Annotated in this window: 24 protein-coding genes; 11 read left to right on the top strand and 13 right to left on the bottom strand. The window is 61.3% G+C overall.

Annotation, left to right across the window (positions count from 1 at the left end; translation table 11 throughout):
- Window positions 1–105 precede the first annotated feature (105 nt).
- Window positions 106–669, bottom strand: coding sequence for a DUF2062 domain-containing protein (locus ACVW0Y_RS07860; protein ID WP_457437324.1), 564 nt, complete (start codon window positions 667–669; stop codon window positions 106–108).
- A gap of 126 nt (window positions 670–795) precedes the next feature.
- Here ACVW0Y_RS07860 and ACVW0Y_RS07865 point away from each other — a divergent pair, with 126 nt between their 5' ends.
- The 8 genes from ACVW0Y_RS07865 to murB all read left to right on the top strand — a co-directional run bounded on the left by ACVW0Y_RS07865 (window position 796) and on the right by murB (window position 7,691).
- Window positions 796–3,045, top strand: coding sequence for a DNA internalization-related competence protein ComEC/Rec2 (locus tag ACVW0Y_RS07865; RefSeq protein ID WP_457437326.1), 2,250 nt, complete (start codon window positions 796–798; stop codon window positions 3,043–3,045).
- Between the two features lie 99 nt (window positions 3,046–3,144).
- Window positions 3,145–3,780 carry a MotA/TolQ/ExbB proton channel family protein gene (locus ACVW0Y_RS07870; protein ID WP_457437328.1) on the top strand — a complete coding sequence of 212 codons (636 nt, stop codon included), beginning with the start codon at window positions 3,145–3,147 and terminating at the stop codon, window positions 3,778–3,780.
- Entirely contained in the window at window positions 3,777–4,217 is a 441-nt protein-coding gene (locus ACVW0Y_RS07875; protein WP_457437330.1) for an ExbD/TolR family protein, read from the top strand. Before ACVW0Y_RS07870 ends, ACVW0Y_RS07875 begins: the two co-directional genes overlap by 4 nt.
- 13 nt (window positions 4,218–4,230) lie before the next feature.
- The gene (lpxK, locus tag ACVW0Y_RS07880) at window positions 4,231–5,232 is read left to right on the top strand and encodes a tetraacyldisaccharide 4'-kinase (protein WP_457437332.1); all 1,002 of its coding nucleotides are present in this window, start codon (window positions 4,231–4,233) and stop codon (window positions 5,230–5,232) included.
- 37 nt (window positions 5,233–5,269) lie between these two features.
- Window positions 5,270–5,455 (top strand): Trm112 family protein, encoded by a 186-nt coding sequence (locus tag ACVW0Y_RS07885; protein ID WP_108097092.1) that lies wholly within the window; start codon window positions 5,270–5,272, stop codon window positions 5,453–5,455.
- Window positions 5,456–6,220 carry a 3-deoxy-manno-octulosonate cytidylyltransferase gene (kdsB, locus tag ACVW0Y_RS07890; RefSeq protein ID WP_457437334.1) on the top strand — a complete coding sequence of 255 codons (765 nt, stop codon included), beginning with the start codon at window positions 5,456–5,458 and terminating at the stop codon, window positions 6,218–6,220.
- Window positions 6,220–6,684 (top strand): low molecular weight protein-tyrosine-phosphatase, encoded by a 465-nt coding sequence (locus ACVW0Y_RS07895; RefSeq protein WP_457437336.1) that lies wholly within the window; start codon window positions 6,220–6,222, stop codon window positions 6,682–6,684. Before kdsB ends, ACVW0Y_RS07895 begins: the two co-directional genes overlap by 1 nt.
- Complete coding sequence (gene murB / locus ACVW0Y_RS07900) at window positions 6,681–7,691, top strand: UDP-N-acetylmuramate dehydrogenase (protein ID WP_457437338.1); 1,011 nt, start codon at window positions 6,681–6,683, stop codon at window positions 7,689–7,691. Before ACVW0Y_RS07895 ends, murB begins: the two co-directional genes overlap by 4 nt.
- 150 nt (window positions 7,692–7,841) lie before the next feature.
- Here murB and ACVW0Y_RS07905 read toward each other — a convergent pair whose 3' ends face one another.
- From ACVW0Y_RS07905 to puuE, 5 genes are all read right to left on the bottom strand, one after another.
- The gene (locus ACVW0Y_RS07905; protein WP_457437340.1) at window positions 7,842–9,170 is read right to left on the bottom strand and encodes a urate hydroxylase PuuD; all 1,329 of its coding nucleotides are present in this window, start codon (window positions 9,168–9,170) and stop codon (window positions 7,842–7,844) included.
- Between the two features lie 48 nt (window positions 9,171–9,218).
- On the bottom strand, window positions 9,219–9,722 hold the full coding sequence (locus tag ACVW0Y_RS07910) for an ureidoglycolate lyase (protein ID WP_457437342.1): 504 nt from the start codon (window positions 9,720–9,722) through the stop codon (window positions 9,219–9,221).
- Window positions 9,723–9,845: 123 nt separating this feature from the next.
- A complete protein-coding gene (gene alc, locus ACVW0Y_RS07915) occupies window positions 9,846–10,841 on the bottom strand; it encodes an allantoicase (RefSeq protein ID WP_457437344.1) in 996 nt (331 codons plus the stop codon).
- 65 nt (window positions 10,842–10,906) lie between these two features.
- Window positions 10,907–11,422 carry a 2-oxo-4-hydroxy-4-carboxy-5-ureidoimidazoline decarboxylase gene (uraD, locus tag ACVW0Y_RS07920; protein WP_457437346.1) on the bottom strand — a complete coding sequence of 172 codons (516 nt, stop codon included), beginning with the start codon at window positions 11,420–11,422 and terminating at the stop codon, window positions 10,907–10,909.
- Window positions 11,419–12,348, bottom strand: coding sequence for an allantoinase PuuE (puuE, locus tag ACVW0Y_RS07925; protein WP_457437348.1), 930 nt, complete (start codon window positions 12,346–12,348; stop codon window positions 11,419–11,421). Before puuE ends, uraD begins: the two co-directional genes overlap by 4 nt.
- A 407-nt stretch (window positions 12,349–12,755) precedes the next feature.
- Between puuE and uraH the strand changes: the two genes are divergently transcribed.
- Entirely contained in the window at window positions 12,756–13,109 is a 354-nt protein-coding gene (uraH, locus tag ACVW0Y_RS07930) for a hydroxyisourate hydrolase (protein ID WP_457437350.1), read from the top strand.
- Window positions 13,110–13,208: 99 nt separating this feature from the next.
- On the opposite strand, the gene ACVW0Y_RS07935 is transcribed toward uraH, so the two are convergent.
- Entirely contained in the window at window positions 13,209–13,838 is a 630-nt protein-coding gene (locus ACVW0Y_RS07935; protein ID WP_457437352.1) for a LysE family translocator, read from the bottom strand.
- A gap of 79 nt (window positions 13,839–13,917) precedes the next feature.
- Window positions 13,918–15,261 (bottom strand): NCS2 family permease, encoded by a 1,344-nt coding sequence (locus ACVW0Y_RS07940; RefSeq protein WP_457437354.1) that lies wholly within the window; start codon window positions 15,259–15,261, stop codon window positions 13,918–13,920.
- A 608-nt stretch (window positions 15,262–15,869) separates the two neighbouring features.
- On the opposite strand from ACVW0Y_RS07940, the gene ACVW0Y_RS07945 reads away from it, so the two are divergent.
- Window positions 15,870–16,637: a GntR family transcriptional regulator gene (locus tag ACVW0Y_RS07945; protein ID WP_457437356.1), complete on the top strand. Its 768-nt coding sequence runs from the start codon at window positions 15,870–15,872 to the stop codon at window positions 16,635–16,637.
- 127 nt (window positions 16,638–16,764) lie between these two features.
- On the opposite strand, the gene guaD is transcribed toward ACVW0Y_RS07945, so the two are convergent.
- The 4 genes from guaD to xdhA form a co-directional block, all read right to left on the bottom strand.
- Window positions 16,765–18,066: a guanine deaminase gene (gene guaD / locus ACVW0Y_RS07950; RefSeq protein ID WP_457437358.1), complete on the bottom strand. Its 1,302-nt coding sequence runs from the start codon at window positions 18,064–18,066 to the stop codon at window positions 16,765–16,767.
- Window positions 18,067–18,143: 77 nt separating this feature from the next.
- On the bottom strand, window positions 18,144–18,977 hold the full coding sequence (xdhC, locus tag ACVW0Y_RS07955; RefSeq protein ID WP_457437360.1) for a xanthine dehydrogenase accessory protein XdhC: 834 nt from the start codon (window positions 18,975–18,977) through the stop codon (window positions 18,144–18,146).
- Window positions 18,978–19,257: 280 nt separating this feature from the next.
- On the bottom strand, window positions 19,258–21,651 hold the full coding sequence (gene xdhB, locus ACVW0Y_RS07960; RefSeq protein WP_457437362.1) for a xanthine dehydrogenase molybdopterin binding subunit: 2,394 nt from the start codon (window positions 21,649–21,651) through the stop codon (window positions 19,258–19,260).
- Window positions 21,644–23,095, bottom strand: coding sequence for a xanthine dehydrogenase small subunit (gene xdhA, locus ACVW0Y_RS07965; protein WP_457437364.1), 1,452 nt, complete (start codon window positions 23,093–23,095; stop codon window positions 21,644–21,646). Before xdhA ends, xdhB begins: the two co-directional genes overlap by 8 nt.
- Window positions 23,096–23,387: 292 nt before the next feature.
- On the opposite strand from xdhA, the gene ACVW0Y_RS07970 reads away from it, so the two are divergent.
- On the top strand, window positions 23,388–24,995 hold the full coding sequence (locus tag ACVW0Y_RS07970; RefSeq protein ID WP_457437584.1) for a phosphoethanolamine transferase: 1,608 nt from the start codon (window positions 23,388–23,390) through the stop codon (window positions 24,993–24,995).
- A 131-nt stretch (window positions 24,996–25,126) separates the two neighbouring features.
- Here the strand turns inward: ACVW0Y_RS07970 and ACVW0Y_RS07975 are convergent, their stop codons facing one another.
- On the bottom strand, window positions 25,127–26,260 hold the full coding sequence (locus tag ACVW0Y_RS07975) for an alkane 1-monooxygenase (RefSeq protein ID WP_457437366.1): 1,134 nt from the start codon (window positions 26,258–26,260) through the stop codon (window positions 25,127–25,129).
- Window positions 26,261–26,301: the final 41 nt, after the last annotated feature.

Below are 26,301 nucleotides of genomic sequence, written 5' to 3' on the forward strand. Positions count from 1 at the left end.
CTGTCACACCATTCGTAGGAGTGGCTTCAGCCGCGATGCTCGACCTTAAAAGCATCGCGGCCGAAGCCGCTCCTACGGGACTTGGGTGGCCCCGCAAGGCGCGCTTTAACCCGCGAGCTTTTCCCGTCTCTTCGCCTGGCGTTTGCGCCAACTGCTGCGCACCCACCAGCGCCAATACAGCATGGTCAGTCCATAGCCGAGCACGCCGGCAATCAGCCCGGCCAGTAGCGAGCCGAGCAGGAACGGGGCGAGGATCGGTTTCCATAGCAGCTGAATCAGCTCCCACGACGGCTCTTCGAAGAAGTGGCTGATGCGTGGCCACACCACCGTGGTGATCTCCCCGGGCGGAATCTGCATGACCCAGGAACCGAGCTGGTAAGTGCAATAAAACACCGGCGGCATGGTGATGGGATTGGTCAGCCAGACCAGGCCCACCGAGATCGGCAGGTTGCCGCGCAGGGGAATGGCCAGGGAAGCGGCGATCAGCATTTGCAGAGGCAGGGGGATAAAGGCAGCGAACAAGCCGACGGCCATGGCGCGCGCAACTGAGTGACGATTGAGGTGCCAGAGGTTGGGGTCATGCATCAGCGTGCCGAAAAAGCGCAGCGACTTGTGCTCCCGGATCAGGTCGGGATTGGGCATGTAGCGCTTGAACAGGCGGCGCGGCATAAGGCATCTCTGGCAGGCGGAAAACGGCGGATTATGCCCAGATTGTGCGGGCGTTATGCGTTGACTTTGTGACAACAAATAAGCGTGGTCGGTTTGCTTTGAATTGCACCGGCAGGAGCACCTGCAATGCGCACAAGGATGTTGGCGCTGGCCCTTGGATTGTTGGCGTTACGCTTTATCCCGGCCTTGCCGGCGGGCCGAGAGTTGCTGGCGATAGCGCTGCTGGGCGGGCTGTTGCTGTTCTGGCCAGCACCCTATCGGTATAGCAGGCCGGGGCGCGCATTGGGTGTAGCGTTGCTCGGGTTTACCTGGGCGTGCGTATCGGCCGGCGCGGCTCTGGAGGATCGCCTGGCACCTGCGCTGGATGGCCAGATCGTATGGCTGCAGGGCAGGGTGGTCGGCTTGCCGGCCCAGGGCCGGGAAGGCGTGCGCTTTCAACTGCAGGACGCTACCTCCCGGCGCGGCCAACTGCCCACGCTGCTGCGCTTGAGCTGGCGCCAGGGGCCGGCGCTGCAGGCCGGGGAAACCTGGCGCCTGGCAGTGAAGCTGAAGCGTCCGCGGGGCTTGGTCAACCCTCAGGGCTTCGACTATGAGGCCTGGCTGCTGGCGCAACGGATCGGCGCCCAGGGCTCGGTCAAACAGGGCACTCGGTTGCAGGCTAGCAGCGGCCTGGTGGCCTGGCGTGACCAACTGCGCCAGCGTCTGCTGGCGGTGGACGCCTTCGGTCGCCAGGGCGGGCTGGCGGCCTTGGTGCTGGGGGATGACTCCGGGCTGTCGAGCGCCGATTGGCGCGTGTTGCAGGACACCGGCACGGTGCACCTGATGGTGATCTCCGGGCAGCATATCGGCCTGCTCGCCGGCTTGCTCTATGGCCTGGTGGCCGGCCTGGCGCGCTTGGGGCTATGGCCGCAGCGCCTGCCCTGGCTGCCGTCGGCCTGCGCGCTGGCGGCAGTCGGTGCCCTCGGTTATGGCCTGTTGGCGGGCTTTCAGGTGCCAGTGCAGCGCGCCTGTCTGATGGTGGCGCTGGTGCTGATCTGGCGCCTGCGCTTTCGCCACCTGGGGGTGTGGCTGCCGCTGCTTGTAGCGCTGGATCTGGTGCTGCTGGCCGAGCCGCTGGCCAGTTTGCAGGCCGGTTTCTGGCTGTCGTTTGGTGCCGTGCTGGTGCTGATCTGGGGCTTTGCCGGCCGCCTCGGTGCCTGGCCCTGGTGGCACACCCTGGGGCGGATGCAATGGCTGATGACCATCGGCCTGCTGCCATTGATGCTCGGCCTGGGCTTGCCCCTTAGCCTCAGCGGGCCCTTGGCCAATCTGCTGGCCGAGCCCTGGGTCAGTCTGGCGGTGGTGCCGCCGGCCTTGCTGGGAACCCTGACCATAGCCGTTCCCTGGCTGGGGGCGGGCCTGTTGCAGCTGGCCGGCGGCTCGCTGGAGCTGCTGTTTCGTCTGCTCAGTATGCTGGCGGCCTGGCAACCGGCCTGGCTGGCCAGTCAGGTACCGGTCTGGGCCTGGCTGCTGGGTGCCTTGGGTGCCGCTCTGTTATTGGCCCCGGCGGGTGTGCCGGGGCGGATGCTGGGCCTGGCGATGCTGCTGCCGTTGTTGTTTCCGCCCCTGGCCGAGGTGCCTGACGGGCAGGCGCAAGTCTGGCAACTGGATATCGGCCAGGGGCTGTCCGTACTGGTGCGCACCCGGCATCACGCCATGCTCTACGACACCGGGCCGCGCTCTGCCGATTTCGATAGTGGCGAGCGGGTGGTGGTGCCGTCCCTGCGCGGCCTCGGCTTGCGCCAGTTGGATCTGCTGCTGATCAGCCACGCCGACAATGACCATGCTGGTGGTGCCCTGGCGGTTCAACGTGGCCTGGCAGTGGCGCAGGTGCTTAGCGGTGAGCCGGGCGAGTTGCCGGCGGCGCTGGCTGCCCAGCCTTGTCGCAATGGCGCGCAGTGGCAATGGGACGGGGTGCGGTTCGAAACCTGGCGCTGGGCCAAGGCCGCCGATGGTAACCAGGCCTCGTGCGTACTCTGGGTTGAGGCCGGCGGTGAACGCCTGCTGCTGACCGGCGATATCGACGCCGCCGCCGAAGCCGCCTGGGTGAAAGCCAATCCGACGCGTCAGGCCGAATGGTTGCAGGCACCACACCATGGCAGCCGCAGCGCGTCGTCGATGACCTTGCTGCAGGCGCTGGCACCGCAGGCCGTGCTGGTTTCCCGTGGCGCACACAACGCTTTCGGCCATCCCCATCCACAGGTCATGGCCCGCTACCGGGCGCTGGGGCTCAAGGTGTACGACAGTGTCGAGCAGGGCGCGGTGCGGATTCGCCTGGGCGCGCGGACAACCGCCGATGGCCTGCGCAAAGAACCTCGATTCTGGCGGGAAAAATGAGAACCGCGACGGTCGGCGCACCGTCGGCCCTATGCTAGAGTGGCGCCACTTTTGTCAGGGCCACCGTACCGGGCCGCTTTAATTGGGAGAGATGACGCTGTGTGGGAACTAGTCAAAGCAGGTGGCTGGATGATGCTACCGATCATCCTCTGTTCCATCGCCACCGTGGCCATCGTTGCCGAACGCCTGTGGACTCTGCGGGTCACCCGTGTTGCACCACCCCATCTGCTCGGGCAGGTGTGGCGCATGATCAAAGACAAACAGCTGAACAAGGACAAACTCAAGGACCTGCGCAACAGCTCGCCGTTGGGGCAGATCCTCGCCGCCGGCCTGACCAACTCCAAGCATGGTCGCGAGATCATGAAAGAGTGCATCGAAGAGTCGGCCAGCCGCGTTATCCATGAACTCGAACGCTACCTCAATGCCCTCGGCACCATCGCGGCCATGGCGCCGCTGCTGGGTCTGCTCGGCACCGTGTTCGGCATGATCGAAATCTTCAGCGGCTTTATGGACAACGGTCAGGCCAATGCCGGGCAGTTGGCCGGTGGTATCGGCAAGGCGCTGGTGACCACCGCAGCCGGTCTGATCGTCGCCATTCCGGCGGTGTTCTTCCACCGTTATCTGCTGCGCCGGGTCGATGAAATCGTCGTCACCATGGAGCAGGAAGCCATCAAGCTGGTGGAAGTGGTACAGGGTGATCGCGAAGTCGATTTCGTCGAGGACAGCAAGCCGTGAAATTCCGCCGCAGAGCCAACAGCGTTGCCCGTGAAGAGGTGTTCCTCAATCTGACGTCGCTGATCGACGTGATTTTCGTGCTGCTGCTGTTCTTTGTCGTCACCACCACCTTCAGTCGCCCGACCCAGCTGAAAATCGACCTGCCGGAAGCCGCCAGCGGTACGCCGCCGGAGGCCAGCCAGCTGAAGCAGATGGAAGTGTCGATTGCCGCTGACGGCACCTACTCGCTGAACGATCAGGTGTTGGCCAAGAGTGATCTGGCCACCTTGATGGCCGCCTTGCAGCGTGAATCGGAGGGTGATAACAGCTTGCCGCTGACCATCAACGCCGATGGCAAAGCCACCCACCAGGCGGTGGTTACCGCCATGGATGCCGCCGGCAAGCTGGGTTTCAGCCACCTGCGCATCACCACCATCGAGGCGCCGTCGGCGCCTTGATAGCCTGCCGCTGATGGCTGCTTCGGAAAAACTCCTTAACGCCTGGTACCAGGGCCATCCGGCCCTGCGCCTGCTCTGGCCGCTGGAGTGCCTGTATCGCGCCGTGGTGCAAGGCAAACGCCAGCGCTTTCTGGCCGGCCGTGGCGAGATCTACCGCGCGCCCGTACCGGTCGTGGTGGTGGGCAATATCACCGTGGGTGGCACCGGCAAAACGCCGATAATCCTCAGCCTGATCGCCCACTGCCAGGCTCGTGGCCTGAAGGTCGGGGTGGTCAGCCGTGGTTATGGCGCCACGCCGCCGCAACTGCCATGGCGCGTGCGGCCCGAGCAGTCGGCCAGTGAAGCCGGTGATGAGCCTCTACTTATCGTGCAGCGCAGCGGCGTGCCGCTGATGATCGACCCCGACCGCTCCCGCGCTGTCCGCACTTTGCTGGAGCAGGAGCCGCTGGACCTGATCCTCTGTGACGACGGCATGCAGCATTACCGCCTGGCGCGGGATCTTGAGCTGCTGCTGATCGACGCTGCCCGTGGCCTGGGCAATCGCCGCTGCCTGCCGGCCGGGCCGTTGCGTGAGCCGGTGGAGCGCCTGCAAAGCGTCGATGCGGTGCTGCTCAATGGCGCTGCCAGCGATAGCGCGGAAGGTTTCGGCTTTACCTTGCAGCCCTCGGCGTTGGTCAATCTGCGCAGCGGTGAACGTGTCGCGCTCGACCATTTTCCCGCAGGGCAAGCCCTGCACGCCGTCGCCGGCATCGGTAACCCGCAGCGTTTCTTCAACACCCTCGAGGCGCTACACTGGCGCCCGATTCCCCATGCCTTCGCCGACCATGCCCAGTTCGATGCCGCGCAGCTGACCTTCAGCTCCGCATTACCGCTGGTGATGACCGAGAAGGACGCCGTGAAGTGCCGCGCCTTTGCCGCCGATGATTGGTGGTACCTGGCCGTTGATGCCGCACCTTCACCGGCATTTTTTACCTGGTTCGACGCCCGTTTGGCCGCCTTGTTGGCCACCGCCTGAACCACTCTCCATTCAACCGTTTTCCAAGGAACATGAAATGGACCCGAAACTACTCGATATCCTCGCCTGCCCCCTGTGCAAAGGCCCGTTGAAGCTGGCGGACGACAAGTCCGAGCTGGTGTGCAAGGCCGATGCCCTGGCCTTTCCCGTGCGTGAAGGGATTCCGGTGATGCTGGAAACCGAAGCCCGCAGCCTGAATGTCGATGAGCGTCTGGACAAGTAAATGAGCACAGCCTTTACCGTCGTAATTCCCGCCCGCTACGCCTCTACTCGCCTGCCGGGCAAGCCGCTGCAAGATATCTGCGGCAAGCCGATGATCCAGCACGTCTGGGAACAAGCCTGCAAAAGCAGCGCTCAGCGCGTAGTGGTGGCGACCGATGACGCCCGTATCGTCGAGGCCTGCAAAGGCTTTGGTGCCGAGGTGGTACTGACCCGCGTGGACCACAACTCCGGCACCGACCGCCTGGCCGAAGTGGCCGCCGCATTGGGCCTGGCCGGCGATGCCATCGTGGTGAACGTGCAGGGCGACGAACCGCTGATTCCGCCGGCTGTTATCGATCAAGTGGCCGCCAACCTGGCTGCGCACCCCGAGGCGGCGATGTCCACCTTGGCCGAGCCGATCGAAGAGGTTGCCGCGCTGTTCAACCCCAATGTGGTCAAGGTGGTTACCGACCAGAACGGCCTGGCTCTGACCTTCAGCCGTGCGCCGCTGCCCTGGGCCCGCGACGCCTTTGCCGCCAGCCGCGAGCAACTGCCGGCCGGCGTACCGTATCGCCGGCATATCGGTATCTACGCCTACCGCGCGGCGTTCCTGCACAACTTCGTCAGCTGGGGCCCGTGCTGGCTGGAAGACACCGAATGCCTGGAGCAGCTGCGTGCGCTGTTCCACGGTGAGCGCATTCATGTCGCCGACGCCCTGGAAGCGCCGCAAGCCGGTGTGGATACCCAGGAAGACCTGGAGCGCGTTCGGCGCCTGCTGGGGGCCTGATGCGCGTGTTGTTCGTGTGCCTGGGCAATATCTGTCGCTCGCCCTCGGCCGAGGGCGTGTTCCGTCAGCAATTGCTGCACGCCGGGCTGGATGGCCTGGTGGAGGTCGATTCCGCCGGCACCGGTCCTTGGCATGTGGGCAAACCGGCAGACAGCCGCGCCAGCGCTGCGGCGCTGCAACGCGGTTATGACCTCTCGGCCCTGCGTGGCCGTCAGGTCAGCAAGGCCGACTTCGAGCGCTTCGATCTGATCCTGGCCATGGACCACAGCAACTTCGCCGACCTCAAGGCCTCGCAGCCGGCCAACAGCCGCGCCGAGCTGGACCTGTACCTGCGCCGCTATCAGCTGGATGAAGACGAAGTGCCCGACCCGTACTACGGCGGTGCCGATGGTTTCGAGCATGTGCTCGACCTCTTGGAAAACGCCGGCGCGCAGTTGCTCAACGAAGTGCGAGGCCGGCTATGAACGTGACCGAACAGGTTTCGCTCAAGCCCTTCAACAGCTTTGGCGTTGATGTGAATGCGGCGCTGTTTGCCGAAGCCCACAACGACGCCGACGTGCGCGCCGCCCTGCAACTGGCCGAAGAACGGCAACTGCCGCTGTTGGTGATCGGTGGTGGCAGCAACCTGCTGCTCACCGGTGATGTTCAGGCGCTGGTGCTGCGTATGGCCAGTCGTGGCATTCGTATTGTGGAAGATGGCGAGCAGGTGCTGATCGAAGCGGAGGCCGGCGAACCCTGGCATCCCTTTGTGCAATGGACCTTGGCCCAGGGGCTTACCGGCCTGGAAAACCTCAGCCTGATTCCTGGCACGGTGGGCGCTGCGCCAATGCAGAATATCGGTGCCTATGGCGTCGAGATTAAAGATGTGTTCCACAGCCTGACCGCGCTGGACCGCCACAGCGGCGAGCTGCGCGACTTCAGCCTGGCCGATTGCAACTTCGCTTACCGCGACAGCCTGTTCAAACAGCAGGCCGGGCGTTGGTTGATCCTGCGCGTACGCTTTGTATTGAGCCGCCAGCAGACCTTGCACCTGGAATATGGCCCGGTACGTCAGCGCCTTAGCGAGCAGGGCATCGAGGCACCGACGGCCAGCGATGTCAGTCGCGCCATTTGCTCGATTCGCGCCGAGAAACTGCCCGACCCGGCGGTGCTCGGTAATGCCGGCAGCTTCTTCAAGAACCCCCTGGTGAGTGCCGAATTGGCCGCCCAGGTACGTGCGGGCCATGGGGATCTGGTTGCCTATCCCCAGGCCGATGGCCAGGTGAAATTGGCCGCTGGCTGGCTGATCGAACGGGCAGGGTGGAAGGGCTTTCGCGCTGGCGACGCCGGCGTGCATAAGCTGCAGGCGTTGGTGTTGGTGAATTACGGCGGGGCCACGGGTAGCGAACTGCTCGCGTTGGCCAAGCGGATTCAAACGGATGTGTTGGCGCGGTTTGGGGTCGAGTTGGAGATTGAACCGAACGTGCTTTAACGCCTGGTTGAGCCCAACAAAAAACCGCGCCGAGGCGCGGTTTTTTGTTGGGCTGACTCGTCCCCCGTAGGAGCAGCTTTAGCCGCGATGCGTTTTACCTTCAAGAGCATCGCGGCTGAAGCCGCTCCTACGAGAAGCGGATGGGCTCGCTTAATTCACCTGCGCACCCTTGGCAATCCAGGCACCGATCAGCTCACGCTCCTGCGGGGTCATCTGGGTCAGGTTACCCAGCGGCATGGCCTGGGTGGCGACCGCCTGCGCTTGAATGCGTGGGGCCATTTGCTGGATCTGTGCCGGGGTATCAAACATCACCCCGGCCGGCGCGGCGCTGAACATGCTGTTGGTGGGCTTGGCCGAATGGCACACCGCGCAACGCACTTGAATCACTTCATGCACCTTGTCGAACCCCGGAGCACCCGCAGCCGGCGCAGTGGCCTGGGCAACTGGCTGCTCAGCCGGTGCCGGCTGCCTGGCCGCTTCTTCAGCTGCTTCCTTGGCGGTCTTGCCTCCAATGGCGGTGGCTGGCAGCGGCTGGTACTCAACGGTTTTCGCCGCTTGCACGTCGTTGCCGCCGGTAACGGTGGACAGGCTCGGCCCAGTGACAAACGCCAGGCAGATCATGCCCAGTGCGCCAGCCGGCAGCGCCCAGGTAAAGCTGTTGCTGTGGTGGCGGGTGTTGAAGTAGTGACGCACGATCACCGCCAGCACCGCGATACCCGAGAGGATCAGCCAGTTGTAGTGGCTGCCGTAGGTGCTCGGGAAGTGGTTGCTGATCATGATGAACAGCACCGGCAAGGTGAAGTAGTTGTTGTGGCGCGAACGCAGCAGGCCTTTGGCCGGCAGGGCCGGGTCTGGCGTGCGGTTTTCTTCGATGGCTTTCACCAGCGCGCGCTGGGCGGGCATGATGGTGTTGAACACGTTACCAACCATGATGGTGCCGATAATGGCACCGACATGGATATACGCACCGCGCCCGCTGAACACCTGGCTCAGGCCGAACGCTGCGCCAACCAGCAAGGCGAACAGCACCAGACCGAGCAGGGCCGGTTGTTTGCCCAGGGCCGAGTCGCAGAGGAAGTTGTAGATAAACCAGCCGCTGACCAGCGAGCCGACGCCGATGGCGATGGCCGCTGCCGGGCTCAGGTCACTGCCGGGCATGATCAGGTACAGCGAAGGGTTGAGGTAGTAGACGATCAGCAGCAGGGTGACGCCCGACATCCAGGTCCAATAGGCTTCCCATTTGAACCAGTGCAGGTTGTCCGGCATTTTTGGCGGAGCCAGTTTGTATTTTTCCAGGTGGTAGATACCGCCACCGTGGATGGCCCAGAGGTCGCCGGCCAAGCCTTCTTTGGGGTTGACCCGGTTGAGGTTGTTTTCCAACCAGACGAAGTAGAACGAGGCACCAATCCAGGCGATGCCGACGATCATATGAACCCAGCGCACCGCCAGGTTCGCCCATTCAATCAAATGTGCTTCCACAGTCTTTACCTCTTTCCCGCAACCGGCTGGCCGGTTGCCGAGCTTCTCTTATTGGTGGGGGTTGAGGAGAACCTGTTCATCCTCGGTAAAAAAATGCTCATCGCAGTTGTTGCCTGAACCACTGCGATCAACCACCAGGAAGTCATCCCGCTTTTCGATCGTCAGCACCGGGTGGTGCCAGACGCCGCGATGGTAATTAATTCCCTGCCTGCCATTGCTGACAAAGGCACGGACCAAACCTGATACAGGTGCATCGCCAACGGGCGCGACCACGATCAGAAAAGGGTTGCCGAGCAGCGGTATAAACGCCTGGCTGCCCTGCGGATGGCGCTCCAACATGCGGATGGTCAGCGGCATTTCCAGGCTTTCAGCGCTGAAAATACTGATGATCGCCTTGTCATCCGGCTGCGCGGTCTCCACCGTGGCCAGCTTGTGATAGCGGCGGGTGGAACCGTTGTTGATCATGAAGTACTCGCTGCCTTCGGTTTCAATCACATCGCCGAAAGGGGCGAAGGCTTCTTTGCTCAGCGGTTCGATGATCAGTGTGCGCATGTTGGTCTTCTGTTCTTTGATTGCTTTTGGTTTTTTGCTTTTTGTGGGAGGGGCTTTAGCCGCGATGCTTTTATTTTGAAAAGCTCGCGGCTGAAGCCCCTCCCACAGGTCGTGCGTTGCTCTTTATTTCGCCACTTTGCCAAACAACCGCAGACGGCTGACACCACCATCCGGGAACACGTTCAGGCGGATGTGGGTGATCGGGCCGAGGGCTTTGATCTGCTCGGCGAACTCGTGCTCGGCGTGCATCTGCAGTTTCTGGCTGGGCAGCAGTTCGCGCCAGAACAGGCTCTGGGTTTCGATCTGGCTGTCGGTGCCGCCTTTAACAAAGGCACCCTGGATCGAGCAGCTGTCCGGGTAGTTGCCTTTGAAGTGCAGGGTGTCGACCACGATGCGTTCGATCTCGCCCGGATGGCCGAGGGCGACGATCACCCAGTCGTTGCCTGGGGTGCGGCGGCGGGCAGTTTCCCAGCCATCGCCCATGTTCACGCCACGGCCGGGGTTGAGGATGTTGCTCATACGGCCGAAGTGCTCATCGGAGCAGGCCAGAGCGCGGCCGCCATTCAGGGCGCTGGCCAGGTCGACTTCTTCGTTGTCGCCGGTGTTGGACCAGTCGCGGAACGGCACGCCATACACGCGCAGACGGGCCACGCCGCCGTCCGGGTAGATATTGAAGCGCAGGTGGGTGAAGGCCTGGCTGTTGGCGATTTCGTGGTAGTGGTGGCTATTGCCTTGCAGTTCCACGGCGGCCAGTACTTCGGTCCACTCGGTGCTGTCGCTCGGCTCACCTTCGGCTACAAAACAGCCTTCCAGGGACGCCGACGGCGGGAAGTTACCGGTGAAGAAGCTGGTGTCGATATCCACGCCTTTGATCGAACCGGGTACGCCCAGTTTGATCACTGCACTGTCGTAACCTTCGAAGCGCTTGCGGCGCGACTCCCAACCATCCATCCACTTGCCGTTGTCATCGAACACGCCTTCTTTCCACACCGCTGGGGTGGGCTGGAACAGGCGGTTGACGTCGGCGAACCAGTCATCGGTAACCGAGATGGCTTTGGTGCCCAGGCGGGCGTCGGCGAGGTTGACGTATTTCTCGAAGGGTACGGCGTAAGCTTTCATGAAAATCTGCCTTTTCAGTGCCTTTAGAGGGCGGGGAGAGGTGGCGGTGTCAGGAATTGCAGGCCTTATAAGGTCTGCAAACGGAACAGCGCGATCTTGTTGATTTCGGCCAGAGCGCGAGCGAACTCGGCGTCCTTGGAGTTATGAATGCGCTCCTCGAAAGCCGCGAGAATCTGGTGCCGATTGCTGCCCTTGACCGCCATGATGAAGGGAAACGCGAACTTCGCTTTGTAGGCGTCGTTCAGCTCGGTGAAGCGTTGGAACTCTTCAGCCGTGCATTCGTGGATGCCAGCACCGGATTGCTCCGAGGTGCTGGCTTCAGTCAGTTCGCCACGGACCGCGGCCTTGCCGGCGAGGTCCGGGTGAGCATTGATCAGCGCCAGTTGGGCGGCGTGATCAGCGCTCAAAAGGATGTCAGCCATGCGACTGTGCAGGCCTTGGATATCGTCGACGCTACTGTCCAGGCCCAGGTCAAAGGCCTTTTCGGCGACCCAGGGGGAGTGCTCGTAGATATCGGCGAAGACGGCAACGAACGCGTCGCGGCTCAGGGTGGACGGGGTCAGGGTCTGGAAGCGGCTCATTTCGCGCTCTCTACTTTGAAGGGGTGGGTCGCGTGCCAGTGCTTGGCGATGTCGACGCGGCGGGCGAACCACACCTGCTCGAAGCCCTGCACGTATTCAATAAAGCGTTGCAACGAAGCCAGGCGCGCCGGGCGGCCGATCAGGCGGCAGTGCAGACCGATGGACAACATCTTCGGTGCCTCGCCACCTTCGGCATAGAGCACGTCGAAGGCGTCTTTCAGGTAGTTGAAGAAGTCATCGCCGCTGTTGAAACCCTGTACCTGGGTGAAGCGCATATCGTTGGTGTCCAGGGTATAGGGGATCACCAGATGCGGCTTGCCGGTGGGGTTGTTCGCTTCCCAGTAGGGCAGGTCGTCGTCGTAAGTGTCGGAGTCGTAGAGGAAGCCTCCTTCCTCCATCACCAGCCGCCGGGTGTTCGGGCCGGTGCGGCCGGTGTACCAGCCAACCGGGCGCTCGCCGGTGATTTCGGTGAGGATGCGGATGGCTTCGAGCATATGCTCGCGCTCTTGCGCTTCGTCCATGTACTGGTAGTCGATCCAGCGGTAGCCGTGACTGCAGATTTCATGGCCGGCGGCGGCCATGGCGCGAATCAATTCCGGGTGGCGCTGCGCGGCCATGGCTACGGCGAATACGGTGAGCGGAATGCCGGTTTTCTCGAACAGCTTGAGAATGCGCCAGACCCCGGCGCGGCTACCGTATTCGTACAGCGACTCCATGCTCATATTGCGCGCGCCCTGCAGCGGTTGAGCGGCGACCATTTCCGAAAGGAAGGCCTCCGACTCTTTGTCGCCGTGCAGCACATTGCGCTCGCCACCTTCCTCGTAATTGAGCACAAAGGAGATAGCGATGCGGGCATTGCCCGGCCAGTGCGGATGGGGGATGTCGTTGCCGTAACCGATCAGGTCGCGAGGGTAGTCAGCGCTCACTGCAGTTTTCCTTCTTATGAATGGTGCGGTCGCTGTCTTTGCCAGGGTAGGGCGGTGGGCGACCGTGATGGGTGATTGTATACAAAGTGATAGGTGTTTTGTAAATGGAAAATTTCACTGTTTTTTCCGTTTCGGCGCCGTTATTCAGCTTAGCTCAACGCCCGCCCTTGGCCGTGTGGCGGGCTATTCTGGTGCACGGCGGGGAAAGTCGCGCCGTGACTGGGCAGGAAAGTGCCAGGGAAATTGTTGTGGGTGATTGTGTACAATTTTTCTGTGGAATGTCTCGAAAACAAAAGCTCGCATGCTATGCTCCGACCGCGCCCCGGCGAAGCTGCCGGCCTGGCGCTCCGAATTCAACTGCATAGAGGAGGCGTGGCGTCTGCGTTCAGCGCAGTTGCCCGAAACCGATGGGACGTTTAACCACCCACGTACTGGACGCCGCGCATGGCTGCCCAGGTAGCAATATCAAGGTTGAGTTGTACCGCGTAGAAGGCTCTTCGGTGGTCTTGCTCAACACCCTGCACACCAATGATGACGGCCGTTGCGACGCGCCGGTGCTGCAAGGTGAAGACTACGCCTCAGGCGTGTACCAACTGCACTTCCACGCCGGCGACTACTACCGCGCCCGTGGTGTACAGCTGCCGGAACCGGCCTTTCTGGACGTGGTGGTACTGCGCTTTGGCATCGATGCCGGCCAGGATCACTACCATGTGCCGTTGCTGATCTCGCCTTACAGCTACTCGACCTACCGAGGTAGCTAGGCCGCGTACCTCTCCGTAGGAGCGGCTTTAGCCGCGATGCTCTGGATTCAAGGCATCGCGGCTGAAGCCGCTCCTACGGGTCTTGCGACGTCCCTTCTCTTACCGACTCAACAGCGACGCCGTGCCGGCACCGGCAAACAGCGCAGCGCTGATGCGGTTGAACCATACCTGGCCCTTGCCCGAGCGCAGAAACCGCGCCGCGCCACGCGCGCCCAGGCCGTAAAACAGTTTGCAACCCAAGTCCAGAATCGCCCAGGTGGCAATCATCACCATCAACTGCTTGAGAATCGGCTGCTCGGCGCTGATGAATTGCGGCAGAAACGCGGCGAAAAACAGGATGTCCTTGGGATTGCTGGCACCTAGGCCAAAAGCCTTGAGAAACATGCTGCGCCAGCTCGGCGGCGTCGGCGCTTGCTCTTCGGTGCGCATCGGTTTGGCTGCCTGACGGGATTCCTGCCAGCTCTGGTAGGCGAGGTAAAACAGGTACAGCGCGCCGACAATTTTCAACACGCTGAACAGGGTGGTCGAGGCCAGGAGCAGCGCGCCCAAGCCCAGGGCCGATGCGCTTAACAAACAGATCGATGCGCTGACGCCGCCCAGAAAGGCCGGTGCCGAGCGGCGCAGGCCGTAGTTCAAGCTGTTGCTGACCATCAGCAGGGACAGAGGGCCGGGAATAATGATCACGATCAGCGCGGCGCTGCTAAACAGCAGCCAGGTTTCAAAACTCATACGGTCCTCGTTCAAATGCAGAAAAGCCCCGGCGCAATGGCGTCGGGGCCTGGTTCAACGGTTTCGCTCGGCGTAAAGATTACAAGAAGGCAAATTTCGCCGCGCAGATAATCGACAGCACATACAGGCTCGGGGTGATTTCCTTGTGTTTGCCGGTCGCCAGTTTCAGCACCACAAAGGTAATAAAGCCCATGGCCAGACCATCGGTGACCGAGAAGGTCAGCGGCATCATCACCACGGTAATGATCGCCGGGATGGTGTTGGTGTGGTCTTCCCAATCGATATGGGCCATGCCGCTCATCATCAGCATCGCCACGTAGATCAGCGCACCGGCGGTGGCGTAGGCGGGGATCATGCCGGCCAGCGGGGCGAAGAACATCGCGGCAATAAACAGCACGCCAACGGTAACTGCGGTCAGCCCGGTACGGCCACCGGAGGCCACGCCAGCGGCGCTTTCCACATAGCTGGTTACCGGCGGGCAGCCGACCAGGGCACCGAAGGCGCTGGAGGTGCTGTCGGCTTTCATCGCCTTGCTGAGGTTTTCGATATGGCCGTTGTCATCCACCAGGCCTGCGCGCTGGGCAACGCCCATCAGCGTGCCGGCGGTGTCGAACATATGCACGAAGAGGAAGGCCAGAACCACGCTGATCATGCCGACATTCATGGCCCCGGAAATATCCATCGCCAGCCAGGTCGGGGCCAGGCTTGGCGGCATGGAGAAGATGCCGCCGAACTGCACTTCGCCAATGCCCCAGCCAATCAGGGTGACGGTAAGGATGCTGATCAGAATGCCGCCGAACACACGGTGATATTCCAGTACCGCAATCATCAGAAAGCACACGGCGGCCAGCAGCGGGCCGGCGCTGGTGAGGTCACCCATCTTGATCAGGGTGGCCGGGCTGGCAACCACGATACCGGCGGTTTTCAGGCCGATCAGACCGAGGAACAAGCCGACCCCGGCACCCATGGCGAAGCGCAGGCTGGCCGGGATGCTGTTGAGCAGCCATTCGCGGATGCGCGAGAAGGTCAGAATCATAAACAGAATGCCGGAGAGGAATACCGCCCCCAACGCGATCTGCCAGCTGTAGCCCATGGTGCCGACCACGGTGTAGGTGAAGAACGCATTCAGCCCCATACCCGGTGCCAGGCCAACCGGCCAGTTGGCATACAGACCCATCAGAAAGCAGCCGAATGCCGCGGCGATACAGGTGGCGACAAAGGCTGCACCGTGATCGATGCCGGCGTCGGCCATGATGTTGGGGTTAACGAAGATGATGTACGCCATGGTGATAAAGGTGGTCAGGCCGGCGGCGAGTTCGGTCTTGACGGTGGTGCCGTGCAGGGAGAGCTTGAACAGCCTTTCCAGCAGGCCGGTGCGCGCAGGCGTCGCAGCATAGAGTTGTTCTTGTTTAGTGCTTTCCACAGCGGGGTACTCCTCATTCTCTTATTTTGGTCACCGAGTACCACGCGCCGATAAGAAGGTGGTGGTGCTCTGAGGTAGGTGGCTTACGTGGTGCGCTTGCTGGTGTTTTGTTGACTCTATGGTCAGGAAGTCACACGAGCGCGATTATGCGTTTGTATACAAAAAAAGCAATTAATGTTTTCACTGTTGCGCGAATTGCTCTTATCGATTGTCCGGTGCTTGATAAGCCGATTGTATGCGACAGTTTTATTTCGATATTTTTAGTAAATCGTTATAAAACAGATAGATAGGCGATAGATGAAATTTGCTCCAGCAGCGCAGAGGCATCGCATCGGCTGGTTTTTGTCGGTTAAAAGGACGCCATGGATGCAAAAACGTCGGTGTTTTTGTCCTGTTACGCCGGAAAAAACTAAAAAATCAGTAAGGAGGTGGGGCTTGGCGAATCGCCGAGGTGCCGTGGGCAAATGCTGCGGGTTAGGAGCTGCCGTTTCGATTGTGTACAATGCGCCGGTATTTTTACCCTCTATTTTCCCGCCAAAGGCTTGCCAGCACTGGGGGGGAACGCAGTAGAGTCGCGCATGACCGCAGAACTTCTGACGCGAGCCCGAATGAACGAACAATTGCAGCCCCTCAAGAAGCAACCCCGAGCTGGAAAAGCCAGCCACAGTGGCACCCAGGATGACGTGGTTTATGCGCATATCTTCGATGCCATCCTCGAACAACGCCTGGCGCCCGGCACCAAGCTGAGCGAGGAAGCGCTGGGTGAGATCTTCGGCGTCAGTCGCACCATTATTCGTCGCGCCTTGTCGCGTCTGGCCCACGAAAGCGTGGTGCTGTTGCGCCCCAACCGTGGCGCAGTGGTGGCCAGCCCCAGCGTCGAAGATGCCCGGCAGATTTTCTATGCACGGCGCATGGTCGAGCGCGCCATCACCGAACTGGCAGTGGAACATGCCAGCGCCGAACAATTGGCCGAGCTGCGGCAGATGGTGGCGGACGAGCAGTCCAGCTTCTCCCGCGGTGACCGTGGTGCCGGCATCCGTCTTTCCGGCGAATTCCACCTCAAGCTGGCTGAAGCGGCGAAAAATGCTCCACTGATCAGCTTCCAGCGCAGCCTGGTGTCGCAGACGTCGCTGATCATCGCGCAGTACGAAAGCGGCAGCCGCTCGCACTGCTCCTACGATGAACACAACCAGCTGATCGATGCCATTGAGGCGCGCGATGCGGTGAAAGCAGTCAGCCTGATGATGCATCACATGGATCACATCGACAGCAAGCTCAACCTCGACGAAGACAGCGCCTCGGATGATTTGCATGCGGTGTTTTCGCACTTGCTGCAAACCAAGAAAAAAGCGCCGCGTAGCGCTGCGCCACGCTAGTTTCTTCGGCCATAAAAAAACCGCCCTCGATAGGGCGGTTTTTTTATGGCTAGATCAAAAGCTTCGCGGCTGAAGCCGCTCCTACGAATGGTGCGGTCCGCAGGAGCGGCTTTAGCCGCGATGGCTTTTAGCGCTTATGCACGCTCTGACCCGCCGCAAAGGTCTCTTGCACCGCCCGATCGTCACCAATGGTCATCAGCACAAACAACTTCTCTTCCAGGTTCTTGGCCTGCTGCAAGCGGTACGACAGCAATGGTGTAGCGTGGTAGTCGAGGACGATAAAGTCCGCGTCGTTGCCCTGGGCGAAGCTGCCGATCTTGTCGTCCAGGCGCAGCGCCTGCGCGCCACCCAGGGTCGCCAGGAACAGTGACTTGAACGGGCTCAGCTTGTTGCGCTGCAGCTGCTGCACTTTGTACGCCTCGTTCAGCGTTTGCAGCATGGAGAAACTGGTGCCCGCGCCGACGTCGGTACCCAGGCCGACGTTGACCTTGAACTGCTCCGCCTGCTTGAGGTTGAACAGCCCGCTGCCGAGGAACAGGTTGGAAGTAGGGCAGTGCGAGACCGCCGAACCGGTCTCGGCCAGGCGCTGGCACTCCTCGTCGCACAGGTGCACGCCGTGGGCGAACATCGAGCGTTCGGTGAGCAGCTGGAAGTGGTCATACACATCCAGATAGCCCTTCTGCTCAGGGAACAGCGACTTCACCCAGGCGATCTCGTCGACGTTCTCCGAGAGGTGGGTGTGCATATACAGGCCCTGGTATTCCTGCAGCAATTTGCCGGCGGCCGTGAGTTGCTCCGGGGTGCTGGTGGGGGCGAAGCGCGGGGTCACGGCGTAGTGCAAGCGCGCCTTGCCGTGCCAGCGTTCGATCAGCTCTTTGCTGTCGGCGTAGCTCGACTCGGCGGTGTCGGTGAGGTAGTCCGGCGCGTTGCGGTCCATCATCACCTTGCCAGCGATCATCCGCAGGTTCAGGGCCTGGCTGGCCTCGAAGAAGGCGTCCACCGACTGCTTGTGCACGCTGGCAAATACCAGCGCGGTGGTGGTGCCGTTACGCAGCAGTTCCTTGAGGAAAATCTGCGCCACATCGGCAGCATGGGCCGGGTCGGCGAACTGCTTTTCGGTGGGGAAGGTGTAGGTGTTCAGCCAGTCCAGCAACTGCTCGCCATAGGCGGCGATCATGCCGGTTTGCGGGTAGTGGATATGGGTGTCGATAAAGCCCGGAGTGATCAGCGCATCGCGGTATTCGATAACGTCCACGCCCTTGAGGGTCGGCAGCAGATCCTTGGCGTGGCCGATGTTGGCCACCTGGCCACTGTCGACCACCAGCACGCCATCTTCGAAATACTCATAGGACTGCGCATCGCCCACCAGGGCGGGGTCGGCAATGCTGTGCAGGATGGCGGCGCGGTAGGCTTTAACGTGGCTAGTCATGGGCAGTCTCGTGGTGCGTATTTATTGGTGTTCGAGCTGTGTTGGGTTGAGCCGCAGGCGAAGCCCAACATGGCGATTTATGCCTTGGCGCGGCGCGAGGCGGGTATGAGCTTGGCGACGCTTTCGCCGCTCTTTTCGCCCTGGCCAAAATTGGCGTTGTAGGTGGCGATCACTTCACCGGCAATGGAAATGGCGATCTCCACCGGCAGCTTGCCTTTGACTTCGGCGATGCCCATCGGGCAGCGCATTTTCTGCATCACCTCGGCACTGAAGCCGCGATCCCGCAGACGGTGTTCGAACTTGACCCGCTTGGTCTGCGAGCCGATCAGGCCGTAGTAGGCGAAATCGTTGCGCTTGAGGATGGCGGCGGTCAGCTCCAGGTCGAGCTGGTGGTTGTGGGTCATGACGATGTAGTAACTGCCCGGCGGCATATTCTCCACTTCGTCGACCACCTCTTCGTTCACCACCTTGGTGGCCCCGTGGGGAATCTGCGCGGGGAATTCGTTTTCCCGCGAATCGATCCAGCGCACTTTGCACGGCAGGCTGGCCAGCAATGGCACCAGGGCGCGGCCGACATGGCCGGCACCGAACACGGCGATATGCGCCTGCGGCTGGCCCATCGGTTCGAAGAGCAGCACCGTGGCACCGCCGCAGCACTGGCCCAGGCTGGCACCGAGGCTGAAGCGCTCCAGGCGGGTGTCCTGGGTGCGAGTGGCGAGCATCTCGCGGGCCAGCTCCATCGCTTTGAATTCCAGATGGCCGCCACCTACGGTTTCGTAGATACGGTCAGCGGTCACGACCATTTTCGAACCGGCGTTACGCGGCGTAGAGCCAAGCTCTTCGATGATGGTCACCAGCACGCATGGCTGACCCTGTTGCTGCAATTCGGCGAGGGCGCTGATCCAACTCATTTGCTCAGCCTCCAGGTGCGAAGCGGTTTGGCGGAACGGGACAGACGCCAGTCGTCATCGGCTTTCGATGGCACGTCAGCGGGCTGTTCCAGTAGGACCAGGCGCGGCAGAGCGTCACTGCTCTGTGGCGCGGCTGGAGTGGTTGTCTGTGCGGTGTGTGTTGTCATTGTTGTTCACCGTTTTCTTGGGTCAATCGTTGCTCTCGTAGGAGCGGCTTCAGCCGCGATGCTCTTTTAAGATCACAAGCATCGCGGCTGAAGCCGCTCCTACGGGATCTGTGTTAGGCAGGCTCTGTGGTGGTGACTTCGGCCTTCTGCGCCTTCAGCACTTTTCTCATCTGCTCCACACCCCAAAGCACACGCTCCGGAGTAGCCGGGGCGTCGATCGAGGGTTGCACGCGGTAGTCAGCCAGGCTGGCGACGGCGTCCTTGATCGCGCACCAGGCGGCGATGCCGAGCATGAAGGGTGGCTCGCCGACGGCTTTGGAGTGGAACACCGTGTCTTCCGGGTTCTTGCGGTTTTCCACCAGCTTCACGCGCAAGTCCAGCGGCATATCGGCGATGGCGGGAATCTTGTAGCTGGCCGGGCCATTGGTCATCAGCTTGCCCTTGGCGTTCCACACCAGCTCTTCCATGGTCAGCCAGCCCATGCCTTGCACGAACGCGCCTTCCACCTGGCCAATGTCGATGGCCGGGTTCAGCGAGTCGCCCACGTCATGCAGGATGTCGCCACGCAGGAATTTGTATTCGCCGGTCAGGGTATCGACGATCACCTCGATGCAGGCTGCGCCATAGGCGAAGTAGTAGAACGGCCGGCCGGCGGCTTTGCTGCGGTCGTAGAAGATTTTTGGCGTGCGGTAGAAACCGGTGGAGGAGAGCGACACCTGGCCGAAGTAGGCCTTCTGGATCATCTCTTCAAACGACAGGAAGTGGTCGCGTACACGCACTTGGCCGTTGCTGAACTCCACGTCTTCCGGCGTCACTTTGTATTCGCGGGTGAGGAAGTCCACCAGCCGCGCCTTGATGGTTTCGGCAGCGTTCTTGGCTGCCATGCCGTTCAGGTCGGCACCGCTGGAAGCCGCGGTCGGCGAGGTGTTCGGTACCTTGTCGGTGTTGGTTGCGGTGATCTGGATACGGCTGATATCCACCTGCAGCACCTGGGCGACAATTTGCGCCACCTTGGTGTTCAGGCCCTGACCCATCTCGGTGCCGCCGTGGTTCAAGTGGATGCTGCCGTCGGTGTAGATATGAATCAGCGCGCCGGCCTGGTTGAGGAAGCTGGCGGTAAAGCTGATACCGAACTTGACCGGGGTCAGCGCCAGGCCCTTTTTCAGCACCGGGCTTTTCTTGTTGAACGCGGCAATCTCTTCACGGCGTTTGGCGTAGTCACTGCTGGCTTCCAGCTCGGCGGTCATCTCGTGGATAACGTTGTGCTCGACGGTCTGGTGGTAGTGGGTAACGTTGCGCTCGGTTTTGCCGTAGTAGTTGAGCTTGCGCACCTCCAGCGGGTCTTTGCCGAGGTGGCGGGCGATGTGGTCCATGACTTCTTCGATGGCCACCATGCCCTGCGGGCCACCGAAGCCGCGGTAGGCGGTGTTCGATGCGGTGTTGGTCTTGCAGCGATGGCCATTCACCGTGGCGTTGCCGAGGAAGTAGGCGTTGTCGGAGTGGAACATGGCGCGGTCGACGATGGAGTTCGACAGGTCCGGCGAGTAGCCGCAGTTGCCGGCCAACTCGATTTCGATGCCGTGCAGCAAACCGTCGTCGTCAAAGCCTACGTCGTACTCGACATAGAAGGGGTGACGCTTGCCGGTCATCTGCATGTCTTCAACGCGCGGCAGGCGCATCTTGGTCGGGCGTTTGGTCAGGTGGGCAATCACCGCACACAGGCAGGCCGGGCTGGCCGCCTGGGTTTCCTTGCCGCCAAAGCCACCGCCCATGCGGCGCATATCGATAACGATCTTGTGCATCGGTACGCCCAGCACTTCGGCCACCAGCTTTTGCACTTCGGTGGCGTTTTGTGTGGAGGTGTAGACGATCATGCCGCCGTCTTCGGTGGGCATCACCGAGGAAATCTGGGTTTCCAGGTAGAAGTGTTCCTGGCCACCGATATGCAGCGAGCCTTGCAGACGGCGCGGGGCCGTGGCGAGCTTGCTCACCGAGTCGCCGATCTTGTGTTGGTGGCTGTCGAGCACGAAGTGTTTTTTGCGCAACGCTTCGACCACGTCGAGCACCGGCTCCAGCTCTTCATATTCGATGATCGCCGCCATGGCACCTTTGCGGGCGTTTTCATGGCTGTCGGCCGCTACCGCAATCACCACCTGGCCAACGTACTGCACCAGGCCATCGGCCAGCAGCGGGTCACCGGGGGCGACGGCACCGATATCCAGCAGGCCGGGCACATCGTTATGGGTGATGGCAATCGCCACGCCCGGAATGCTGTAGCAGGGCGAGACGTCGATTCTGGTCACGCGGGCATGGGCGCGGTCGCTCAGACGGGCATACACGTGCAACTGATTGGGGAATTCCAGGCGGTCGTCGACATACACCGCTTCGCCGGACACATGCTTGTCGGCGCTATCGTGTTTAACACTCTTGCCTACGCCAGTGGTGATGCCGGCACGGAACAGTTCGGCCAGCTCGTCCTGGCTTTTCGGGGCGTGGTGGTTAGACATAAGCGGTCACCCGTGTTTCGACGTCTGGAGTTTGCAACTCGAGGAAGAATTTACGCAGCAGGTTCTGTGCGGTGAGCAGGCGGTATTCCTTGCTGGCGCGGAAGTCGCTGAGGGGGCTGAAATCCTTGGCCAGGGCCTCGCAGGCGAGTTCGATCAGGTCCATGTTCCAGCTAGCGCCTTGCAACACTGCTTCACAGGCGGCGGCGCGTTTCGGGATGGCGGCCATGCCACCAAAGGCCACGCGGGCGCTTTGCACTACACCATCGGCGACCACAAGGTTGAACGCGGCGCAGACGGCGGAGATATCGTCGTCCAGACGCTTGGACACTTTATAGGCGCGGAACGCCTGATTGCTCTGCCGGCGCGGCACCACGACCTTTTCAATAAACTCGGCTTCCTGACGGGCGGTGACCTTGTAATCGAGGAAGTACTCTTCGATGGGCAGGCTGCGGGTCTGGTTGCCTTTGCGCAGCACTACCTGGGCACCGAGGGCGATCAGCAGGGGCGGGGCGTCGCCAATCGGCGAGGCGTTGCCGATATTGCCGCCCAGGGTGCCCTGGTTGCGGATCTGCAACGAGGCGAAGCGGTGCAGCAGCTCGCCGAAATCCGGGTATTCCTTGGCCAGCGCGCCATAGCAGTCGGACAGTGGGGTAGCAGCGCCGATCTCGATGGTCTCATCGGTGAGCTCGACGCGTTTCATCGCTTCAACGTGGCCGACATAGATCATCACCGGCAGTTCGCGATGGAACTGGGTCACTTCCAGGGCCAGGTCGGTACCACCGGCCAGCAGGCGCGCCTGCGGGTTGGCGGTGTAGAGGTCGGCCAGGTCGCTGATGGTCAGCGGCAGCAGGCAGCGCTTGTCGCCGCTATTGAGCTCGGCGGTTTCCTGCGGGGCGATGGCTTGCAGCTTGGCGATGGTTTCGGCTTCGGCGGCGTCGAACTGGTCCGGCTGCTTCTGGCAGCAGGCCTGTTCGGCGGCATCGATGATCGGGCGGTAGCCGGTGCAGCGGCACAGGTTGCCGGCCAGGGCTTCCATGGTCTGGCCCTTGTCGAAGCCGTTGCTGTTCTTCTGCAGGGCAAATAACGACATGACAAAACCAGGAGTGCAGAAGCCGCACTGCGAGCCGTGGCAGTCGACCATGGCTTGCTGAACGCTGTGCAGTTGGCCTTGGTGCTTCAAGTCTTCGACGCTGATCAGCTGTTTGCCGTGCAACGACGAGACAAAGGTCAGGCAGGAGTTGAGGGTGCGGTAGCGGATGCGCGGGGTACCGGACGAGTTGTCCAGTTCGCCGACCACTACTGTGCAGGCACCGCAGTCACCGGAGGCGCAGCCTTCCTTGGTGCCGGGCTTGGCCAGGTGCTCACGCAGGTAATTGAGCACGGTGACATTCGGGTCGAGACGCTGCTCGGTACGCAGCTCACGGTTAAGCAAAAACTGGATCAAGGACGACCTCCAGGCACATTCTTATTTTTTCTGGCTTGTTTGTATGGCACGCAATGGCGCTGAATTTAGAGAATTCTGACTTTTGGGTCAATAAAATATTTGACTCTTTAGTCAAGCAATCCGCGTGCCCAGCTTCGTGCCTCCTTCCTTAATCGTTAGAGCCGCTGTAGGCCCCGTGTTTCCTATATTTGGCGGCTAACCAATTGTTCAGGTTTTTTTAACGAATTTTTGATCCCAACGTTTCTAGCATCCGCACCCATCAACCCGTGTGCGGTAGCGTGACGTGAACTCAATAGTGAAAGTAAAGGCCATCCCGCCTGAACTGCTGACTCTGATCGGCAGCGGCTTCCTTCTTCTGGCCTGCAACCCGGTGCTTTGGGGGCATCTGTTCAGCATCACCCCGAGTGTTGGTATCCGTGTGGCCTTCGGTCTTATCGTCTTCGCGTTGTTCAATCTGGTGCTGACCCTGCTGGCATTTCGCTGGGTGCTGAAGCCGGTACTCACCCTGTTGCTGCTGATCAGCGCGGGCGTCACCTACTTTATGAGTCAGTACGGCGTGGTGATCGATCTGGGCATGCTGCGCAATGCCGCGCAGACCAATCCCACCGAAGTGCGTGACCTGTTGTCGCTCAAGCTGGCGCTTTATGTGCTGTTTTTGGGCATTTTGCCGGCGCTGCTGCTGTGGTCTACGCCCATCACCTACCGACGCTGGCGCCGTGCGCTGCTCAACAAACTGTTGGTGATCCTGGGCTGCGTGGTGGTCCTCGGCGGCGTGGCGATGGCCAACTATCAGGGACTGGCCTCGTTGTTTCGCAATCACCACGAGCTGCGTTTGATGGTGGTGCCAAGCAACTACGTGGGGGCTTCGTTCAGCTTGCTGCGCGAGCAGATCAACACCGGTAAGGAGCCGTTTCGCACCCTTGGCGAAGACGCCGTAAAGGCGCCGGCCTGGCTAAGCCATCGGCACAAGTCGCTGACCGTGCTGGTGGTGGGCGAGAGCGCGCGGGCCGACAACTTCGGCATTCTCGGCTACGAGCGTGACACCACGCCGAAACTCAAAGCCCAGGACGGCGTGATCGCCTACCCCGATGCCCATTCCTGCGGCACCGAAACCGCGGTGTCGGTGCCCTGCATGTTCTCCAACCTCGGGCGTAGCAACTACAGCGCGAGCCAAGCCTATTCCCAGGAAGGCTTGCTGGATGTACTGCAGCGAGCGGGTTTGAAAGTGCACTGGCGGGACAACCAGTCCGGCTGCAAAGGCACCTGCGACCGGGTGAATTTCGAAGACGTCAGCGACCTGAAAGACCCGGCCCTGTGCGCCGATAGCGAATGCCATGACGAAATTCTGCTGCAAGGTCTGCAGAGCTATATCGACAACCTCAAGGAAGACACCGTACTGGTGCTGCATCAGATGGGCAGCCATGGTCCGGACTACTACAAGCGCTACCCGAAAGCCTACGAGCAGTTCACCCCGGTGTGCACCAGCAACGCCCTCAACGAATGCTCGCGGCAAAGCATCATCAACGGCTACGACAACACCATCCTGTATACCGACGCTGTGCTATCCAGCCTGATCGACGTGCTGCGCGCCAATCAGGGCAAGGTCGACAGCGCCATGCTGTATATGTCCGACCATGGTGAGTCGCTGGGGGAATACAACGTCTTCCTGCACGGCACGCCTTATATGATGGCACCCGAACAGCAGAAGCATGTAGGCATGGTGGCCTGGTTCTCCGACAGCTATCAGCAGGAATTCCAGGTGGATGCCGACTGCCTGCGCGCCCAGCGTGAACAGCCGGTCAGCCAGGACAACCTGTTCAGCTCGATGCTGGGGTTGTTGCAGGTGAACACCAAGGTGTACGACAAGGGGCTGGATATGTTTGCCGGGTGCCGGAAGTAAAGCCCCTGGGGCGTCAGCAGGCACCGTCATCCCAACGCAGGCTGGGAATCCAGAATTATGCAGGTGACGGTTTGCGTTCCAAGAGTCTGGGTCCCAGCCTGCGCTGGGACGACGGTGGTGATTCCAAGGTCTCAGGCGAGTTGCGATTCACTCAACTGATGCTCTTCCCCGGCGTAATACGCCCGCACCCGCGGGTCCATCACCTTGCGCCATAGTGGCGGAAACAGCGCCAATACAATCATCCCGGCATAGCCGTTGGGCAACTGCGGGCTGTCGTCGAAATGGCGCAGCACCTGGTAGCGGCGCTTCGCGTAGGCGTGGTGGTCGGAGTGGCGTTGCAGGTGGAACAGGAACAGGTTGGTCAGCAGGAAATTGCTGTTCCATGAATGGCTGGGGTTGGTGCGTTCGTAGCGGCCGTTGTCCTGCTTGCGCCGATGCAGGCCGTAGTGTTCGACGTAATTGACGATCTCCAGCAGGGTCAGCGCCACGAACGACTGGCCCAGGAAAAACAGCGCGCCCAGCCAGCCGAACGCCAGGCTGAAACCGAGCAGGAAGCCAGCGCTGATTGCATACCACCAGACCAACTCATTGCGCCAATGCAGGGCCGGCAAACCACGGCGTTGCAAGCGCTCTTTTTCCAGCGCCCAGGCATTCAGGAAGTTGTGTTTATAGGCATGGGGCAGAAAGGCATACAGGCTTTGCCCATAGCGCGACGAGGAAGCATCTTCCGGGGTGGACACATGCACATGGTGACCGCGCACATGCTCGACCTTGAAGCCGGCATAGCACACGGCCGCCAGCAGCAGACCGCCGGCATTCTGTTCCAGCTGGGGGTCTTTATGGATGAACTCATGGGCCACGGTAATGCCGATGGCACCAGTCACCGTGCCGACTGAAAGAATCCAGCCCAGGCGTCCGACCCAGCTCCACGCCTCGTAGTGAACAAAGGCCCAGCCGGCCCAGACCAGCATACCCAGCAAAAACGGCACCGTGGCCAGGCTGAGCAGGCGGTAGTAACCCTGGCGATCCATTTTCGTCACATCGGTCGCCTCATCGGGGTTGGCCGGGTCGCGGCCGACAATGGCATCCAGAATCGGGATCACCCCGAACACAATGGTGACCACCAGATAGGCCCAGGCATCGGCGTGGGCGCTGCCGACCGACCAGTAAAAACTCATCGGCACGCCCAGCACCGGAATCAACCAGATCCAGTAACCAGCTTTTTTCAGGGCGATCATCCAGGAGGAGGGCAGGTAGGCAAACATGGTGAGCTCCATTGTTTTTGAAGGGGAGTCGACCGTTGAAA

The organism is Pseudomonas sp. TE3786 (assembly GCF_054057335.1).